Origin of the sequence: Capnocytophaga sputigena, from assembly GCF_002302495.1 — a bacterium.
Taxonomy (GTDB): Bacteria; Bacteroidota; Bacteroidia; order Flavobacteriales; family Flavobacteriaceae; genus Capnocytophaga; species Capnocytophaga sputigena.
The window spans coordinates 1,575,889-1,594,768 of record NZ_CP022379.1 but is presented as its reverse complement, the minus strand read 5'-3'; the positions used below and the strand labels follow the sequence as shown (position 1 = coordinate 1,594,768).

Genomic DNA, 18,880 nt, shown 5'->3' with positions numbered 1-18,880 from the left:
TATTAATAACAAACATCTTTATACGTGTTGAACCCTCTTTCCTCCCTTTTGCGGATTCCCTCCCCCTCCCTTTCGGGGAGGGGGAGAACGGAGGGGGTGAGGATAAAAAATCAATTAAAATGAAAGCTTTATATACTTTATTCTTCGCCACTACGCTCAGCCTCTTCTCTTGCGAGAAGAACGATACGCCTAGCAACAACCCTATTACTTATGGCGAAACTTATTTGAAAATAGATATCAGCACCGATAAGGCGGTCTACACCCCTGGTAGCACGGTGCGCTTCTCCTTGGCGAGTATGCCCTCTGGTACTTACAAAGTGCGCTACTCTCACTTAGGCGAAATCATTAAAGAAGAACCTCTTACCAGCGCCTCTTGGCAATGGGTAACCCCTGCCGATGACTACCGAGGTTATTTGGTGGAAATCTACCAAGAAGCTGACGGTAAACAAAATACTTACGGCAGTATCGCTGTGGATGTATCTTCCGATTGGACAAAATTCCCCCGCTACGGCTTCTTGTCCTCTTACGGCAAAAACGAACCTATCGAGAAGAATATCGACTTTATAAATCGCTGTCACATCAATGGCATCCAGTTCTACGACTGGATGTACGACCATCACAAACCACTGGCTGGCACCCCTCAAAACCCTTCTAATGAGTGGCCAGACCTCTTCAAACGTCCCACTTTTCTTTCTACTGTACGTGGCTATATCACCGCTGCTCATAGCAAGGGTATGAAAGCGATGTTCTACAATTTGGCTTTTGGAGCGCTCAAAAATGCCGAAGCCGATGGGGTTGCCAAAGAGTGGTTTCTCTACAAAGACAATCAGCATAAAGAGAAAGACGCTCATATCTTAGGCGACTTTGCCCGCAGTAGTATCTACCTCACCAACCCTGGCAATGCGCACTGGCAAAACTACTTAGCAGGACGCAACAGCGATGTCTATGCCGTTTTTGGTTTTGATGGCTATCATATCGACCAACTCGGAGGGCGTGGCACGGTGTACGATTACAATGGCAATAGCGTAGACCTCTTGCCTCAATACGCTTCGTTTATCAATGCGATGAAAAGCGCACACCCCGATAAACGCCTTGTGATGAACGCGGTAGGACAATATGGTCAAACCGAAATTGCAGGTACCAATAAAGTGGATTTTCTCTATACCGAAGTATGGGACGAAAAAACCTACGACCAGTTAGCTCGCATTATCCTCGACAACTACAATCGTAGCAACAACCAACTCAAAACTGTGTTGGCTGCCTATATGGATTATGAAAAATCTAAGAATGCAGGTTTTGTAAACGAACCTGGCGTATTGCTTACCAATGCCGTGATTTTTGCCTTCGGAGGGGCTCATTTAGAGATAGGCGAACACTACCTCGCCAATGAGTATTTCCCTAACAAAAACCTTCAAATGAAAGCCGACCTCAAAAAAGCGCTCATCACCTACTACGATTTCTTGGTGGCTTACCAAAACCTATTGCGCGACGGCGGTAGTTATACCTCAGCGCAGGTAACTGCTGAAAATGCAACCATAGCGGCTTGGCCTGCTGCCAAAGACCAAATTGCTTGTGTGAGCAAAAAGGTAAATAACAAAGATGTAATACACCTCATCAATTTCAACGGGGTAACCTCTATGGACTGGCGTGATACCAATGGTACTCAAAAGAAACCTACCACAGTAACCGACCTTAAAACTACCGTTGCTGTAACCGCACAACCCAAAAAAGTGTGGTTCGCTACCCCCGACCTCTTTGGCGGTGCTCCTCGTGCCGTAGAATTTACCTATAACAACAACCAAATTACCTTCACCCTCCCCTCCCTTAGCTATTGGGATATGGTGGTGATAGAGTATTAATCCCCTCCCCAACCCCTCCCCCAAGGGGAGGGGCTTGTAGGATAGCATCGCTAGACTTTGCCAAAGTTTTAATTGCTCGTCGTGCTACGACCTTTGGAAAAGTTGACTAGTCTGATTATCAATAATTTTTGAAGTATGTTATGTACGGGCGTTTTGCAAACGCCCACACAAATAAAACTTTTCAGACACCCTCAATAAATTTACTAATTATCGTTATAGTTTTTCTTTCTTTAAAACCTCTAAAACAGTATAGTGAGGTGGATTTGTCTCATCTTGATAGGGTTCTCGTTTAAGAATTTTTTGTTCGCGAAGTACTTTTACAGTATAACGATAACCCGCTTCATAAGTATTGAATTCTAAATCTCCTTCGGCGAGCCTGAAAGTTTTGTTAGATTCATCAGTAACCCTATAACATTTTGTTTCGAAGACACCTGTAAACATCCGAAAAGAGCATTCCTCTAAATGTCCATCAATCACAAAAGTGTGATAACTCTTTTGAATTTCAAATTCAGGTTTTTCTTTTTTACAAGAAAGCAAAAACAAAAAGGTAATAAGTGTGTAAAAAATAGTATTTTTCATAAGGAATAGATTTTAAATTCGAGACAAAGATACTGTTTTATTTCTATAAATACAATTTTAATCTTTATTTTCAGAGATTATTCCCTTCACTTTTAAGAACTGTTCCCTTTCGGGGAAGCCAGTGAAGGCTCATAACTGAATATGTACACCACAATTGTGAGTAAGTGAATAAGGGGACAATCCACAAATTGACAAATCAATGAGATTTCTTACTTTCATAACAATAACTATCCTCTCCTGTGCTACAGCAGTAGCACAGGAGTTATTTTCGCCTAACAAAGCGCTGAAACTCTCTTTTTCGCTCAGCGCGGAAGGTACACCTACCTATTCGCTTTTTTACAAGGGAAAAGAAGTAGTTAAACCGAGTAGATTAGGCATTGAATTATTTAGCTCCAATGAAGTGAAATTTGGCGCTGAAATCACCAAAAAAGAGGGCGCAAACACTTCTCTCTACCATAACTTTGAAGTGGTGAATATCCAAAATACAACCGTTGATGAAACTTGGCAACCCGTATGGGGCGAAAGCCAAAACATTCGCAACCACTACAACGAGCTATTGGTGAGCCTCAAACAAAAGGACACCCACCGAGAAATGAACCTGCGTTTTAGACTATTTGACGACGGGTTAGGCTTCCGCTATGAGTTCCCCGAACAAAAGCAAATGCCTTACTTTGTGATTAAAGAAGAACGCACCGAGTTTGCAATGACGGGTGATCACCAAGCGTGGTGGATACCCGGTGATTACGACACCCAAGAGTACGACTATCAGCACTCACGCCTCTCCGAAATACGCGCTATCAACCAAAAAGGGCGTCAGGCAAATTTAGCACAAACAGGCTTTTCGGATACAGGTGTACAAACTGCTTTAATGCTCAAAACTGACGATGGGCTCTACATCAACCTGCACGAGGCTGCTTTGGTGAACTACGGGGCGATGCACCTCAACCTCAACGATAAGACCTTCGTGTTCCAATCGTGGATTACCCCCGATGCTAACGGCGCCAAAGGTTATATGCAAACCCCTGCCCAAACGCCTTGGCGCACAGTAATTATTAGCGATGATGCCCGCGATATTTTAGCTTCGGATATTACCCTCAACCTCAACGAACCTTGTGCTTTGGCTGATACTTCGTGGATTCACCCAATGAAGTACGTAGGGGTATGGTGGGAAATGATTACTGGTATGAAAGAATGGTCGTATACTTACGATGTGCCCAGTGTGCATATCGGTAAAACCGATTACACCACCCTCAAACCCCACGGCAAGCACGGGGCTACTACCGAAAATGTGAAGAAATACATCGACTTTGCCGCCGAAAATGGTTTTGATGGCGTACTCGTAGAAGGTTGGAACATAGGATGGGAAGATTGGTTTGGACATTCCAAAGATTTGGTATTCGACTTCCAAACACCTTACCCCGATTTTGATATTGAAGCTATTCACCAATACGCCAAAAGCAAAGGAATTAAGATGATTATGCACCACGAAACCTCCTCGTCTATCCGCAACTACGAGCGTTTTATGGATAAAGCCTATCAGCTGATGAACAAATACGAATACCCCGCCGTAAAAAGCGGTTATGTAGGCAATATCATTCCGCGAGGCGAAAACCATTACAGTCAGTGGGTGAACAATCACTACCTTTATGCTATTAAAAAAGCCGCCGACTACCGCATTATGCTGAATGCTCACGAGGCTGTGCGCCCTACGGGTTTGTGTCGCACCTATCCTAACCTTATAGGCAACGAATCGGCGCGTGGAGGTGAGTACCAAGCCTTTGGCGGTAGCAAGCCCAATCACGTGTGTGTGTTGCCTTTCACCCGACTTATTGGCGGACCAATGGACTATACCCCTGGGGTATTTGAAATGGACATCAGTAAGAACAACCCCAACAACCATTCACACTGCAATGCTACTTTGGCAAACCAATTGGCATTGTACGTAACGATGAGCAGTCCGCTGCAAATGGCTTCCGACCTGCCAGGGAACTACCGCCGTTTTCCCGATGCTTTTCAGTTTATCAAAGAAGTTGCCCTCGATTGGAGCGAAAGCCACTATTTAGAAGCCGAACCAGGGGCTTATATCACTGTGGCACGCAAAGCCAAAGGCACTCGCAATTGGTTTGTAGGCAATACAGCTGGCAAGGATTTTACCTCCAAGATTCATTTCAGTTTCTTAGAGCCCAAAACTACTTACGTAGCCACTATCTACACCGATGCCAAAGATGCTAACTACCAAAACAATCCGCAAGCCTATACCATTCAGAAAGTATTGGTAACCAACAAGAGCAAACTCACCCTGCACTCAGTAGCAGGCGGGGGTTATGCTATTAGTTTGTACCCCCTCACCGATAAGGCACAAGCCAAAGGATTAAAAAAACGATAGCAATTACAGTAATATAATAGTGAAAAAAAGCTGCTAAGCGACGTGCTTAGCAGCTTTTTAAATGTTAATTTTTCTTTAAAGAAATTTAGATTATTGTAAGGTGAATGGGTGGGGGTCTGACCACCTCCGCCCTATCTCTTTTTTATTTTATGGAGCAAAGATAATACATTTTTTTGTGACCACCAAACAAATTTACCAATTTGCTAATTGACAAATTTGCTAATTTCCTAATTTTCCTTATTTTTGCCTTTAAAAATAAAATACTATGAAAAAAAACCTCTTTTTCCCTGCTATTCTTGTAGGAATACTTTTTGCTGCCCTTTATATCTACCTTGTTGCTGAATTTGCTACAAGTGCCTACTCTTTTTTATACTTTGTAGTTATCCCCATCCCTTTTGCTTTAGGAATGTGGATGGTTTTCGCTCTTGCTTCTGAACGCGGACTCATACGTGCAGCAGCCATATTAGTTATCAACCTCACTTTTTTTGGCTTTGCAATGTGTGAACTTTCCATCTCACCCACCAAAATCTATTCAGATAACCGTCTGCCTTATGTTTACAAAAGCTATCAAGAACTCAATAAAGATTTAAACAGTCCATTTTACCGAATGCCTATTTATGCAGACAATTATAAGGTAAAAGCCTCTTTCTTTGATGCTCAAGGTGATTTAGTGATCTATTGCGAAGAAGATGTTTACTCCTCTCCAAATACTGAAATTGAGAAGTATGACTCCTTAGGTAGAAGTGAAAATATAAGCTACGCTACCTATCAAAAAATTGCCCATAGTCCTGATGTTTTTTCAAAGGATAGATTTATTAAAAAAGAAGAAAGTTTGAGACGAGGCAATATTCGTCCTCAATATATGCAAAGATATTTTGAAAATGGATCATATATAAGTATTTTGTATTTTGATTTAGTTACTGACCAAGGAGTTGAGCACCTAAAAATGCCTGTGAATTATGAAGTAGAAAACCCTGGTGAACTTCTCAAAAGTCCCACTACTTATTATGAAAACAATACTGAGAAGATAGAAGTTTTCGGGAGCTTTAAATTTTATAGCAATAAACGTTTACAGTACCAACTATTAAAAACAAAACGCGAGTTATATATGATAAGAGACTAAAATCTAATTTGCTAATTGACAAATTGGCAAATTGACAAATTTTTCTTACTTTTGCCTCTGAAAATTAATGTTTGAAAATGAAGTACAAAAGCCTTATCATAACCCTTCTACTACTCCCCTACTGCGCTCTAGCGCAAATGGCGCAAAATCAAACGCTCATTCACAACCTCACTGCACTTATCAAACAGAAAGATAATTACACAAAGCAAAAAGAACGCAAAATAAAAGAAACTATCGACTTGCTACGAGTGCCCAATGCTTCTGCTGAACAACGTTATGCTATCAATCAACGCCTCTTGGACGAGTTTAAAACTTATATATCCGACTCGGCGGTGTACTACGTGAAAGAGAATATCCGCATCGCTGAAGAACTCCAAAAAACCGACCTCCAAAACGATTCCCGCCTTTCCCTTGCCTCTCTCTACATCATTTCCGGCAACTACTTAGATGCTGCCGACCTGCTCAGGGCTATTGATAAAGAACAACTGCAAGAACCTCAGCTCATTCAGTACTACAACTGCTACCTCAACCTCTACAACAACTACGCTTTCAACAACCCCGATGCCAAAACCTATATCGCCAAAAGCGATGCCTATCGCGACCTCCTCCTCAACTTAGTAGATAAGAATTCCACTCACTATATCCTCCTCTATGCCGGCGTGCTCACCGATGCCGGCAGATATGACGAAGCCGAAAAACTCCTCCTCGACCGCTTTGCCCTAATGCACACCGATGAACACGAAAAAGCCGTATTAGGCTATGTGCTCGGCACGCTCTACAAAAAGAAAAAGAATGTCCCTAAACAAATAGAATACTTTGCTATTTCGGCGAGTTGTGACATCAAAGATGCGATTAAAGAAAACGCCTCGATGCTCGAACTTGCCTCAGCGCTCTTCCAATTAGGTGAAGTAGAAAATGCTTACACTTGTATCAAATCAGCGATGGAAGACGCTACTTTTTGCAACGCTCAACTGCGTTCCGATGAGGTGATGAAGATTTTCCCCATCATCGAAAAAGCCTATCAGGAACGCATTCACAGTCAGAATAACAAACTGCGCAACGCCCTGCTGTTAGTAGGGTTGTTTGCCGCTTTCCTCATCATTGCCGTAGTATTGGTTACCCGCCAAATGAAGCGCATCGCCAAAATACGCAAGGAACTCTACCACAAAAACCAAGATTTAGAGCAACTCAACGAACACCTGCGCGAGGTAGTAACCCAACTCAACGAAAGCAACGAAGTAAAAGAAGCCTATATAGGCGAGTTTTTCAACTTGTGTTCGGTGTATATCAGCAAATTAGAGAAATACCAAAAAATGCTTACCAAAAAGGCAAAAGACCGCAATTGGGACGAACTCAACAAAGTACTCCGCTCTACCGAGATGATAGAGCAAGAGCTGAAAGAGTTCTACAAGCTGTTCGACGATATTTTCTTGCATCTATTCCCCCACTTTATCACCGAGTTCAACGCTCTATTAGCCGAAGACGAGCGTTTTGCCCCCAAACCTCACGAAATGACCCCAGAGTTGCGCATCTTTGCCCTCATCCGCTTAGGCATCACCGATAGTTCTAAAATAGCCACTTTCTTGCACTATTCCACCAATACGATTTACAACTATCGCACCCGTGTGCGCAACAAAGCTATCGTGCCGAGAGAAAATTTTGAAGAAATGGTAATGAAAATCGGGAAACGCTAACACAAAAAACAAGCTACTTTATTGCCAATCATTTTCTTTTTTGTAATTTTGTAGCGATAAAGAAATACAACCAGAAGAAATTAATAAACAAATGAAAAAAATAGTAGTAACCGGTGGATTGGGCTTTATAGGCTCTCACACTGTAGTAGAATTGCAAAACGCTGGCTTTGACGTGGTTATTATCGATAACCTTTCCAATGCCCAAGAAAGCGTGTTAGAACACATTACTAAAATCACTGGCAAAAAGCCTCTCTTCGAGAAATTCGACCTCCGCGACAAAGCCGATGTGCAAGACTTCTTCAAACGTCATCGCGATGTACAAGGACTCATACACTTCGCTGCCTCTAAAGCGGTAGGTGAAAGCGTGGAAAAACCGCTTTTATACTACGAAAACAACCTCGCTTCATTGGTATATCTGTTGCAAGAACTGAGCAAGTTGCCTAAAGCACACTTCATTTTTAGTTCGTCTTGTACCGTGTATGGTCAGGCAGACGAGTTGCCTATTACCGAGAGCGCTCCTGTGAAAAAAGCCGAATCGCCTTATGGTAACACCAAACAAATCAGTGAGGAGATTATTGCCGACACTTGTAAGGTTACCCCTTCGCTCAACGCGATTGCCTTGCGCTACTTCAACCCTATAGGGGCACACCCTTCAGCCGAAATAGGCGAACTTCCCTTAGGCGTACCTCAAAACTTAGTGCCTTATATCACCCAAATGGCTATAGGCTTGCGCGAAAAACTCTCCGTTTTTGGCGGCGACTACCCTACCCCCGATGGCACTTGTATTCGCGATTATATTCACGTAGTGGATTTGGCAAAAGCTCACGTGATTGCGCTTCAACGTTTGTTAGAAAGCAAGAATACTGAAAACTATGAAGTTTTCAATATAGGAACTGGTAAAGGTAGTACTGTTTTGGAAGTTATCCAAAGCTTTGAAAGGGTATCGGGCAAGAAATTGAACTACCAAATTGTAGGTAGACGTGCTGGTGATATCACCGCTGCTTATGCTAACACTGATAAGGCTAATAACGTACTCGGTTGGAAAGCCCAAAGCTCTTTGGACGATGCGATGCGCTCGGCTTGGCAATGGGAACAGAAGGTGAGAAGTGAGAAGTGAAAAATGAAAAGTGAAAAATGGCTGTTCAGGCAAGGACTGAACAGCCATTGTTGTTTAAAGGTTTAAATTTTTCAACTCCTGCTCTACATCAATATTGAGTATATGATAGAGAGTTTTGCGCGAAATAAAGAATTTAGGATAGATAAACTCTCGCCAAATCACCGTAATAGGGATATAACGCGCATCGTGAGCGTTGAACTCATTCATTACCGCTTGGTAGCGCAGTAGTTGGTTGCGACGGCAAGTCTCCCGACTCCCGTTGCCTTTAGATTTTATTGTTGTTTTCATTGTTGTATAAATTGTTATTGATTATTCTATAAATAATTGTAACACATAGAGAAACACTAAAAAGGTGGTGATCTATTCATAGTTTTTGCGATTTATTAACCCTGCAAAAATATAGACTTTATCTCTAATACACAAATATTTTTAGAGTGTTTTTCTAAAATTCTTAGAGTATTAGTTTTAAGACATTAATTCTCAAGATATAAAAAAACCTCCCCTTGCAAAAGATTTGCAAGGGGAGGTTTTTGTTTTAAAGGAGTGTTATTTTAGACACTCTTTTTATAACATTTAGCTTTAAGGTCTTTTGTTGTTACACATATATCGTACCCCATTTCTTTTAACCCTTTAATAAGTTCAAAATCACAAGTCCATATTTTATGTCGTTTTTCAAGATGAAGAGCTATAAAAGGATAATCATCAGGGTCAACAAACTGAGCTATCTCTTCAGCTTTGTCTAAATACTTTTGAGGAATATCATCTACTTTGAAAAAAGTAATGTTTTGAATAAATTCTTTTAGAAGAGCTGTTGCTTGTTTCTTAGTAAGATTATTATTTTTCATAATCTTAGGCAAATGTTCTTCTATTTCTTCTAAAAGGTAATCTGGAGCTATAAACTGAATTCTCTTCTTTTTGTCTTTCAAAATATTAGCGATTGCTCCATCAGGTTTATAAAAACAACTATAGATAATATTAGTATCTGAAATAACTATCATATCGCTTGTTTTTCTTTCTTTTTAGCAAGATCCTCTCTCCAACGGCGTGCAATATTTCTGTTGGATTCTTTAGACATAGCCATTATTTCTTCACGGAATTTTATAGGAATACCATACTCATCTTCCTCAAGTTCCTCTGTAATAGGAGCTACTTCTTTAGGTTCTTTTATCTTGGTAACCTTTACAAAATCAAGACTTTTTGCATATTTTACAAAATTCATAGCTGTTGGGCTATCATTGGTAATGGTAAGGGTATAAGGCATAATATTCAGTATTTTTTTGGCAAATATACAATTATTTTTGTGATTAACAATCTTTTATCGCTTCAAAATGCGCCTTTAATCGGTGTTTTCCTACTTTTAGAGGGGTTACTGAATCCATTGCCATTACAGTGAAAACAAACTCTATGGTACCATAAGCGCTCTTTGGCATCAAATATTTGCCTATTTTCAAAATAAAACGTCGTAACCAGTCGGGTAAATAGGTTATTTTCACAGGTTTGTGCAACACTTCAAAAGCTAAGCGGGCAATTTCGGTATGCGTAAAGACCTCAGCACCCCCTACATTCACTTCTTTTTCAGCACTTTCTAATTGTGCCACGCACACTTCGGCTAAATCTTCGCCGTGAATGGGGTTCATTGTATATTGTCCTTTGCCAAACAAACGCACTTTTCCCCCTTTTGCCATCTTTAAAAAGTTACCCATATCGCTGTAAAAACCACTGGGTCGCACAATGCAATAGTCTATCCCACTGACTTTAAGGGCATCTACAAAGCGTTCTTTGGATGCCCCAATGGCGATATGTCGCATCATTTCACCTTTGAATACCGATACGTACACAAATTTCTGTACGCCTTCGCGCAAAGCCTCATCGAGGAGGTTTTTATTAGCCCCATAATCCACTTGTTCGTAGGTAAGTCCGTCCTTTTGTTGGGTAATTCCCACCGTTGAAATCACTTGGCTCATCCCTTTGCATACCCCTTGCAGTGTTTCGGGTTGGGTTACTTCAGCTTCTACGACTTCCAATAGCGGGTGAGTGAGTAGGGCGGGTGCTATTTTTGCCTTATTGCGCACCACAATACGCGTAGGGTATTCTTTTTTTAGGAGCTCAGCTAATATATACTGACCTAAATAGCCAGTTGCTCCTGCTAATAATATCTTTTCTGTTCTCATTGGGTTAATCTTCTTCTGCTAAGTCTAAAAAGTCTTCAAAATATTCCTCAAAAGAATCAAACATAGGAGTAGGTTTGTCTATTTCAAATTCCCCTTTATCATTGCAAAATACCTCTGCTTCGAAGACCTTCGCATCTTTTAGGCGTACCCCATTAGAAACTTTATATAAGGTTAGGAACTCGTCCACCTCGTAATGTAGTACGATAAAATCCTCTGAGAGATGTAAGTCCTCTCTTAGTTGTTTAGTTAGTTCCACAACAGGATAAGATATGGAGTCTTTTTCTTTGTAAATACCATTGATATAGACATCTCCATAATTACACGACCCACATTCTGATAGAAAATCCATATATGCCTCAGGGAGCAAGATGCCCAATTCCTCTTCTATATGCTTAATTTCTTCAGCATTAGCCCCTAGAGAATACTCAAATTCTCCACTCTGTTTTAATTGTTTTAGATAATATCTATCAGCTGATGAATTTATAGATTCAAAAAACGCCTTTAACCGATGTTTGCCTACTTGCATAGGAGCTACAACATCCATGGCCATAATGGTAAGGACAAATTCCATAGCACCATAGATACTTTTAGGGAGGAGGTATTTGCCCATTTTTAGGATCAAACGCCGTACCCAGTCGGGTAAATAAATTATATTGGCAGGTTTATGGAGTACCTCAAAAGCCAAACGAGCCATCTCCGTTTGTGTAAAAATCTCAGCTCCTCCTACATTGACTTCCCGTTCGTAACGCTCCAATTGGGCGACACAGACCTCAGCCAAGTCTTCCCCATGAATGGGATTCGTGGCATATTGTCCTTTGCTGAACAAGTGTATTATGTCCTTCTTGGCCATTTTGAAAAATAGAGTCATATAACTATAGAAAACGCTGGGGCGTATGATACAATAGTCTAATCCACTAGCCTTAAGAGCATCAACAAAACGTTCTTTAGCGGCTCCAATGGCTATATGTCGCATGGCTTCTCCTTTGAATACGGATACATATATGAACTTACGTACTCCTTCGCGTAAGGCTTCATCAAGTAGGTTCTTGTTGGCTTGGAAGTCTACCTGCTCATAGGTAAGTCCATCTTTTTGGCGGGTAATCCCTACAGTTGAAATCACCTTATGCACCCCTTTACATACTCCTTGTAGGGTGTCAGGCTGGGTTACTTCGGCTTCTACTACCTCCAATAGTGGGTGTGTGAGTAGGGCGGGTGCTATTTTTGCCTTATTGCGCACCACAATGCGGGTAAGATATTCTTTTTTTAGGAGCTCAGCTAATATAAACTGACCCAAATAGCCGGTTGCTCCTGCTAATAATATTTTTTCTGTTTTCATTTGTTAATTAAACAACTTGTGTTTCTTAATTTCTTTTCCTTTTCTCAGCAGATAAGCGTGGTAGCTACTCGGGATATCGTTCTGCCATTTGGGTAGTAACAAAATGATAAGAATGACATCCAATTGCGAGAAAAGTCCCCAATAGACCGCCAAGAGCAAGGGGAAACCTCCGTAACCAAAGCCGATGAGCGAGATAAAAGCTACTAATAAGCATACGCCCCACAGTTTGGAAAGAAAAGCGTGTGTACAAGTTTCTTTGCCAAATCGCCAAAAGCTCACCCCGTAGCAGAGTCCTTCCATTACAAAAAGGGCAATAATTTCATACCGATAGGCAGCTATCAAAGTGGGATTGAGATGATAACAAGCCACGCCCACAGACAGCCAAAATATCAAATCTGTTTGGCTATCCATTCGCCGCATTGCCACGGTGCAGACCCCCATATAGCGCGCAATAATCCCATCGAAGATATCCGACAATAGTCCTAAAACGATAAAAACTACTATCCATAGTCTTGCGGTGGGTTCTTCTGCCTTATACGCCACCCACAGAATAGTAGGGGCTAACAAAAACCGAAATAATATCAGTAGGTAGGGAGATTTTTTAAATAGTGTTTTCATTATTCAAATACGATTTTGCCAATAGAAATCTTTTGTATTAGTATGTTGCATTTTTAAATATTACCCTTTACCATAGACTTGTTTTGTATTTTTCTTTATGAAAAGTATTGAATAAGACGAAGAACTCATCCAAAGCCTTTTCTTCTGTTTCAAATTTATAATAAAGGATATCTGCCCAGCCTCCACTACCTCCTACTTTGTATTTTTCTTGTAGCCATTCATAAAATTCTGTGTATAAGACACTAGCTTTTACATCTTCCTTGGTATCACGATAACACCAACCATCAATAAATACTTCGAGGCTGAATATACTATGTTTTCTAATGAACAGTCCAGGAATAGGTTTGATTTGCTTTATAAGTTCTACAATAGTCATATTGAAAATAGTTTTTTGTTTCTGTGTGTTATATTAGGTATAAAGTCTAAAGGATTTCTCTTACTGACTCGTGCCAGCGGGGGCACAACTTAAACTGCAACTCACATTAAATGAATGCGCAAATATACTAAAATTTAAATCATTTGAGCTAAATATTTGCCATAAAAACAGATAAAAATCTACCTAAGAGATTTAGGACAACGGTATAATTTTTGATAATATTTTACAGATTTTTAATTTTATTTAACTAATGAAAATACTTAAAACACTATTATTTGCTGTCCTATTGACAGTAGTGCCTATTTATGGGCAAGATGCTTCCAAAGCACTAAAAGTAGGCGATAAAGCACCTAATTTTACACTTAAAAATGCTTTAGGCAAAAAAGTAAAACTCTCTGCTTTGTTAAAAAAAGGAAATGTGGTACTTACTTGGTATCGCGGTGGTTGGTGTCCGTACTGCAATCGTGCGTTACAAAGCTGGCAAGAAGCCTTACCCGAACTCAAAGCTCAAGGGGCTATTTTTATAGCTTTAACCCCTGAACTTCCCGATTATAGCTTATCAACCAAAGAAAAACATCACTTGCGATTTGAAGTTCTAACAGACCTTAATAATGAGGTTGCGCGTTCTTATGGATTGGTTTTCACTTTAGATGAAGCTACTGCCACTCGCTATGAGCAAGGTTTTGGTTTATCAGTTTATAATGGTAATCATTTGAACCAACTACCTATGCCTGCTACTTACATTATTGATCAAAAAGGGTTGATACAATATGCTTTTGTCAATTCCGATTACACCCAAAGAGCTAATCCTGAAGAGGTTATTAAAAAGTTAAAGGAAATGAAGTAAACAAAAATCTTCACTCTTCACTAAAAAACAATCGTCTCTCTTTCACTAATATATATCCCACGAGTAGGGCGAATAAGCCTGTTTGTATGAGTTTGCTATCAGGGTGGGTGGCGAAGATTTCGTTAGAAATATTGGCTACCAAATGAAATAATATGGCTATTAGTACATTGCGCCCCGACTTGTAATACAACCAGTTGATGATAAACACAAAGGAAAACAGACTCACAAAAAAGTTAGCTGAATAAATCCACCCTTCCGCTTGTACATTGCTTTGGTAATAGTCTTTTACAAAAAACAAGGGCAAATGCCACAAGCCCCAATACACGGTAAAGATAACCGATGAGGTGAACAAACTCCACCTACTGCGCAAAGCATCAGTGCCGTAAGTATGCCAAGCTAATTCTTCGAACACTGGCGCCAAACAGAGCACAACCCAAGCATTGAAGGGCGCTGAACTGAAACTAGGCTGTCCCGAAATGTAAAACTGGTCAAGACTATGCCCTAAATCAAGCGAAAGTAGTTGTGCCACCACAATGGAAAGGGGTGGAAACAAGAGGGTAATCCAAAAATAGCGGTTGGTGAGCAATTTTTTGCCTACAAAACGCGTTTTGAGGTCGGTTAAGAGCTCTTTATTGCGTGTAAAGAGGTAGGTAGCCACTCCCATAGGCGCTAACAAACCTGCCAATTCAAAAAAGCCTGTCCAAAAAGCATTAGGTGCTTTAGGTTGGTGACTCCAATAAGCCACCACAAACCACAATACCCAAGGAATCACAAGGGAAAGGGTGAAAAACAAAATAGGGTGATTATATTTTTTCATTTTATTTAGATAAGAGATAAGAGGTAAGAGATAAGAAGTTAAAATTCTATTTTATAACTGATATTAGGAATCACCAAAGTAGCTTTGCTGAGCTCAATTGCGCCGGTTTGGTAATTGTAATTATGGTCGATATAGATAGGCGCCCCGAGTACATTCTTCATCTGGAAAGAGAACACACTACTGCTCTTGCGGTGGTTGATGCGGTAATTCACGGTAAGGTCGGCGTAGGTAAGGGTGCTGAATTGCTCGCTAAAAGCCCGACTTTCATCGTATATCACACGTTTTTGGGTTACCGATTGGCTTTCCAAAATCGGACTGTAACGCTCGCCTCCGGTTACACTCACACGCGCATTCACATCAAGCACCTTGCGGTTATTGGCAAAATAGAATTCTTTACCAAAGAGGGCATTCAGCACAAAACCTTTGTTATAGCGGGTATTACGCCACACATTATCACCCGCTTTATATTCGGATTTGAAGATAGAGCCCGTGATAAGGTAATAATAATTGTCACCTAAAAAGCGTTCCAAAGTAAGGTCGATACCGTAATTGCGTCCTTTGGTATTATTCACAAGTGCTTTGTTGAGATACAAGGCTCGTCGCAAATTGATAAGCGAATAGCTGGTACCCTCTTCCCCTGGTACATTCCACAGATATTGGTAATAGGCTTCGGCTTTGAAACGCAATTTATCAGTAAGCATCCAGTCGTAACCTAACACAAAATGATGTGCATCGCTCAGCTTCAAATCCTTATTCACAGCTACACCCCCTACTTCTATCATATACACATTCAAATCTTCGGGCTGAGAGTGTTTGCCATAACCAAAGCTCAAACTGTGTTTATCGGAAAGTTTCCAAGCCAATCCCGCTCTGCTTTCAAGAGAGAGTTCTTTACTCAAACCAAAGTAGTGAGCGCGCAACCCTACGTTAGCCAAAAGGGCAGGCGATAGCTGGTATTTCAGTTGGGCATAACCTTCGGTAAGATGTGTATTACCAGCCGAATTGACGATACGCGCATAAGTGGAAGGCACATAATCCTGTGCAGCGCTGAGGTTATACTTGTAGAAAAGTTGTTTGCTGGTAACTCCCACCTTCAAAGTAGCCAAGGGAGAAAACTTATGAGTGAGCGAGGTCGCCAAAGTGAGCGTTCCGTTTTGTTTTTTAAGTCGGCTATCGGGGTGGAATACAGAAGCATCATCGGAAAGATAATCGGTGCTAATACGGTCGTCAGTACCCGAAAAAGCGAGGTGTGATTCTACAAAACTGCGCTCGCCAGCGGTGATTTGGTGGCGCAACCCTACTGTACCCACATAAGTATCCCAATTGTTATTCACACGGTCGATATCGGTTTTCCAGTCGGCAGGAGCGCTCAAAGCATCTTTATGGGTGTTGTCAATCCCCCCGATACCCCAAAGAGAGAATGTACCTGCTTTTTCGGTAGGGAAATTCAATTTAAAGGAAAGGTCTTGGTACTTAATACGCTGACCGGTTTTGTTGATTTTCAAATCACTGAGTAATCCCAAAGTAGAATAGCGATAGTTGAAGAGATAAGAAGAACCTTTGGCACGTGAAAGCGGACCTTCGGAAGCAAAGTCGAGCCCCAATACGCCCACTTGTGCCGTATGTTCATAGCGGGAAGTATTGCCGGTGCGCATTTTCACATCAAAAACAGCTGCGAGCGCATTGCCATACTCGGCAGGGAAAGCCCCTGTAAGAAAATCGGAATTTCCAATCACCTGATTGCTAAAAAGCGTCACCAGTCCGCCCCCGATGACATTTCCGCCAGAAAAATGCTGAGGTGAAGGGATTTCCACACCTTCCAATCGCCATTGCACGCCTTGTGGGGCATTACCGCGCACGACAATAGAGTTGTCCTGCAAGTTACCCGTAGAGACCCCCGCAAAGGCAGACGCCAAACGCGCAGGGTCACTAAGTCCGCCAGCATAGCGCTGTGTTTCCTCTACCGAAAAGGTGCGGGCACTCACGGTAGCCATTGCATTGAGGGCTTTCTCCTTGCGGATACCCGCTACTACCTCCACGCCTTCAAGCTCAGTGGCGGCTTCTTTAAGAGCGATACTAAGCACTACTTCTTTGGCTGAAGTAATGAGCAGTTCGGGAATCACGCGGCTCTCATAGCCTATATAAGAGATTTCTAAACTCACCCTTCCTAAGGGGAGGTTAGCTATCGAAAAGTTTTCCCGCCTCATCGGTAGTCGTACCGATAACTGGCTGAGAGTTTTGTACCACTATGGTAGCTCCTATGAGAGGTTCGTGAGTACTTTGGTCATAAATAGTACCCCTAAGTGTTTGGGTAATATCTTGCGAATGTGCTACAAGCGGAAGCACTAAAAAAAGGGCGATGTTCAAAAAGGTTTTCATTGCGTAATACTTTTAAAATTCTGGGGCAAAAGTACAGCGCAAAATGAAGTGCATCGCCCAAGCGTGAGGGAATGGACGCTTTTTTTAATGACGAATGACGAGGGACGAATGACGAGAGACGAATGACGAGCTGTATGGGTAAGAAATTTTAGCAAAGTTGATAGCTCTGACAATCATTTACTTTTAGAGTATGTTATATAGAAAAATATACAAATAGAAAGCTATAGCCATTAGTTTTTTATAATCGGGATTTGTATTTTTTAAATATATCAGGGTTTTGTATTTCTAATTTTCTGTTTCTGCTCAGCTCTAAAAACTCTTGTTCTTTATCAATACCAACAAATTTTCTACCTTGCAAATTAGCTGCAATACCTGTAGTTGAACTCCCTGTAAAAGGGTCTAATATCCAAGCATTAGGTTGGGTAGAAGCTAAAATAAGTCTTGTAAGTACTGATAAGGGTTTTTGAGTGGGGTGCTTGCCACACGACTTTTCCCAAGGAGCAATAGCGGGAAAACGCCATACATCTTTCATTTGTTTATTACCATTCAGTTCTTTCATTAGTTCGTAATTGAAGTAATGAGGCGTTTTTTCTTCTTTTCTTGCCCAAACGATGTGCTCAGTAGAGTGGGTAAAATACCTACAAGAAAAGTTAGGGGGTGGATTGGTTTTCTCCCAAGTGATAATATTGAGTATTTTAAAACCTAATTCTGTAAGTATTTGCCCTACTGAAAAGATATTGTGCATCGTGCCACTAATCCAAATAGTAGCGTCTTCTTTCATCACTTCGCGTACTAAAGTAAGCCATTGTCTATTAAAATCATTTACAAAAGCTATTCCTTTTGACTTATCCCAATCTCCTTTATTAACGCTTACAATCTCGCCATTATTTACAGTAAGTCCTCCGTTTGATAAAAAATAAGGAGGATCTGCAAAGACCATATCAAACTTGTGATGAAACTGTGGCAATAGTTCCATCGTATCTCCGTGAAGGAGGTAAAATGATTTGTCTTGAGATTTGAAATAGGGGGTAAGCATTTGTTATAATTTTAAAATTTCATCATACAACATTTTTCTTCCTTTTCCAGACCAATATGTAATATCTTGTTCTATGAATAACCATCTCAGAAGTTTTAAAATCAGCTCATAAGATTCTCCTTCATCAATATCAGGTAAATTATTACAAAAAATAAAAGATGTATTAAATGGATCACAATTATAGATTGATTCTATTGCTTTAAGTAATGAATGCCATTCTTTTGGAGAAAGTTTGCTTTTTTTATCAGATAAATCGTTAATGATAAAATTATGAGCAGGAGGTTTGTCATTACCATTTTTATAAAGAATGTGATTTTCTATATAAATAATAAAATCACATCCCTTATTTAATTTACCAGGTCTTTCAAGATATATTCTTTCTTGTCCATTATTTAGATTTTCAACGAAATATCTATACTTTTGATTTGGTTTTTCATTTATCCATATATTTAAGATATATTTTCTTAATGAAGTTTTATCATTAATATTATCAATAGAAGGGATATTTGATGAAATTGATTTATCTTGTCTAATAGCCATAT

General features: G+C 40.5%; 17 protein-coding genes and 1 pseudogene. 6 read left to right on the top strand and 12 right to left on the bottom strand.

All coding sequences use genetic code 11. The annotated features are described in order from the left end of the window. Positions 1–119 precede the first annotated feature (119 nt). Positions 120–1,859, top strand: coding sequence for an endo-dextranase (locus CGC57_RS07010; RefSeq protein ID WP_095898552.1), 1,740 nt, complete (start codon positions 120–122; stop codon positions 1,857–1,859). 213 nt (positions 1,860–2,072) lie between these two features. Here CGC57_RS07010 and CGC57_RS07005 read toward each other — a convergent pair whose 3' ends face one another. Then, positions 2,073–2,438, bottom strand: coding sequence for a DUF4377 domain-containing protein (locus CGC57_RS07005; protein ID WP_095898551.1), 366 nt, complete (start codon positions 2,436–2,438; stop codon positions 2,073–2,075). 199 nt (positions 2,439–2,637) lie between these two features. Between CGC57_RS07005 and CGC57_RS07000 the strand changes: the two genes are divergently transcribed. The 4 genes from CGC57_RS07000 to galE all read left to right on the top strand — a co-directional run bounded on the left by CGC57_RS07000 (position 2,638) and on the right by galE (position 8,758). Further along, a complete protein-coding gene (locus tag CGC57_RS07000; protein ID WP_095898550.1) occupies positions 2,638–4,824 on the top strand; it encodes a glycoside hydrolase family 97 protein in 2,187 nt (728 codons plus the stop codon). 265 nt (positions 4,825–5,089) lie between these two features. Then, the gene (locus tag CGC57_RS06995) at positions 5,090–5,947 is read left to right on the top strand and encodes a hypothetical protein (protein WP_095898549.1); all 858 of its coding nucleotides are present in this window, start codon (positions 5,090–5,092) and stop codon (positions 5,945–5,947) included. A gap of 77 nt (positions 5,948–6,024) precedes the next feature. Continuing rightward, on the top strand, positions 6,025–7,641 hold the full coding sequence (susR, locus tag CGC57_RS06990; protein ID WP_095898548.1) for a SusR family glycan utilization regulator: 1,617 nt from the start codon (positions 6,025–6,027) through the stop codon (positions 7,639–7,641). A 91-nt stretch (positions 7,642–7,732) separates the two neighbouring features. Further along, a complete protein-coding gene (gene galE, locus CGC57_RS06985; protein ID WP_095898547.1) occupies positions 7,733–8,758 on the top strand; it encodes a UDP-glucose 4-epimerase GalE in 1,026 nt (341 codons plus the stop codon). A 54-nt stretch (positions 8,759–8,812) separates the two neighbouring features. On the opposite strand, the gene CGC57_RS06980 is transcribed toward galE, so the two are convergent. The 7 genes from CGC57_RS06980 to CGC57_RS06950 all read right to left on the bottom strand — a co-directional run bounded on the left by CGC57_RS06980 (position 8,813) and on the right by CGC57_RS06950 (position 13,259). Further along, entirely contained in the window at positions 8,813–9,046 is a 234-nt protein-coding gene (locus CGC57_RS06980; RefSeq protein WP_095898546.1) for a hypothetical protein, read from the bottom strand. Positions 9,047–9,309: 263 nt separating this feature from the next. Next, positions 9,310–9,756 (bottom strand): PIN domain-containing protein, encoded by a 447-nt coding sequence (locus CGC57_RS06975; protein ID WP_002679647.1) that lies wholly within the window; start codon positions 9,754–9,756, stop codon positions 9,310–9,312. Then, positions 9,753–10,019 (bottom strand): hypothetical protein, encoded by a 267-nt coding sequence (locus tag CGC57_RS06970; protein WP_002679686.1) that lies wholly within the window; start codon positions 10,017–10,019, stop codon positions 9,753–9,755. The genes CGC57_RS06975 and CGC57_RS06970 overlap by 4 nt, the downstream gene beginning before the upstream one ends. 43 nt (positions 10,020–10,062) lie before the next feature. Then, a complete protein-coding gene (locus tag CGC57_RS06965; protein ID WP_095898545.1) occupies positions 10,063–10,929 on the bottom strand; it encodes an NAD(P)H-binding protein in 867 nt (288 codons plus the stop codon). A gap of 4 nt (positions 10,930–10,933) precedes the next feature. Then, complete coding sequence (locus CGC57_RS06960; protein ID WP_095898544.1) at positions 10,934–12,265, bottom strand: NAD(P)H-binding protein; 1,332 nt, start codon at positions 12,263–12,265, stop codon at positions 10,934–10,936. Between the two features lie 3 nt (positions 12,266–12,268). Continuing rightward, the gene (locus CGC57_RS06955) at positions 12,269–12,883 is read right to left on the bottom strand and encodes a CDP-alcohol phosphatidyltransferase family protein (protein ID WP_095898543.1); all 615 of its coding nucleotides are present in this window, start codon (positions 12,881–12,883) and stop codon (positions 12,269–12,271) included. Between the two features lie 67 nt (positions 12,884–12,950). Next, entirely contained in the window at positions 12,951–13,259 is a 309-nt protein-coding gene (locus tag CGC57_RS06950) for a hypothetical protein (protein ID WP_095898542.1), read from the bottom strand. A 250-nt stretch (positions 13,260–13,509) separates the two neighbouring features. Here CGC57_RS06950 and CGC57_RS06945 point away from each other — a divergent pair, with 250 nt between their 5' ends. Continuing rightward, positions 13,510–14,106, top strand: coding sequence for a peroxiredoxin-like family protein (locus CGC57_RS06945; RefSeq protein ID WP_095898541.1), 597 nt, complete (start codon positions 13,510–13,512; stop codon positions 14,104–14,106). A gap of 10 nt (positions 14,107–14,116) precedes the next feature. Here CGC57_RS06945 and CGC57_RS06940 read toward each other — a convergent pair whose 3' ends face one another. From CGC57_RS06940 to CGC57_RS06925, 4 genes and pseudogenes are all read right to left on the bottom strand, one after another. Further along, the gene (locus CGC57_RS06940) at positions 14,117–14,923 is read right to left on the bottom strand and encodes a CPBP family intramembrane glutamic endopeptidase (RefSeq protein ID WP_095898540.1); all 807 of its coding nucleotides are present in this window, start codon (positions 14,921–14,923) and stop codon (positions 14,117–14,119) included. Positions 14,924–14,961: 38 nt separating this feature from the next. Next, positions 14,962–17,302: pseudogene (locus tag CGC57_RS06935) on the bottom strand (TonB-dependent receptor). 238 nt (positions 17,303–17,540) lie between these two features. Beyond that, a complete protein-coding gene (locus CGC57_RS06930; protein WP_095898539.1) occupies positions 17,541–18,338 on the bottom strand; it encodes a DNA-methyltransferase in 798 nt (265 codons plus the stop codon). A 3-nt stretch (positions 18,339–18,341) separates the two neighbouring features. Continuing rightward, positions 18,342–18,878, bottom strand: coding sequence for a hypothetical protein (locus CGC57_RS06925; protein ID WP_095898538.1), 537 nt, complete (start codon positions 18,876–18,878; stop codon positions 18,342–18,344). Between the last annotated feature and the right edge of the window lie 2 nt (positions 18,879–18,880).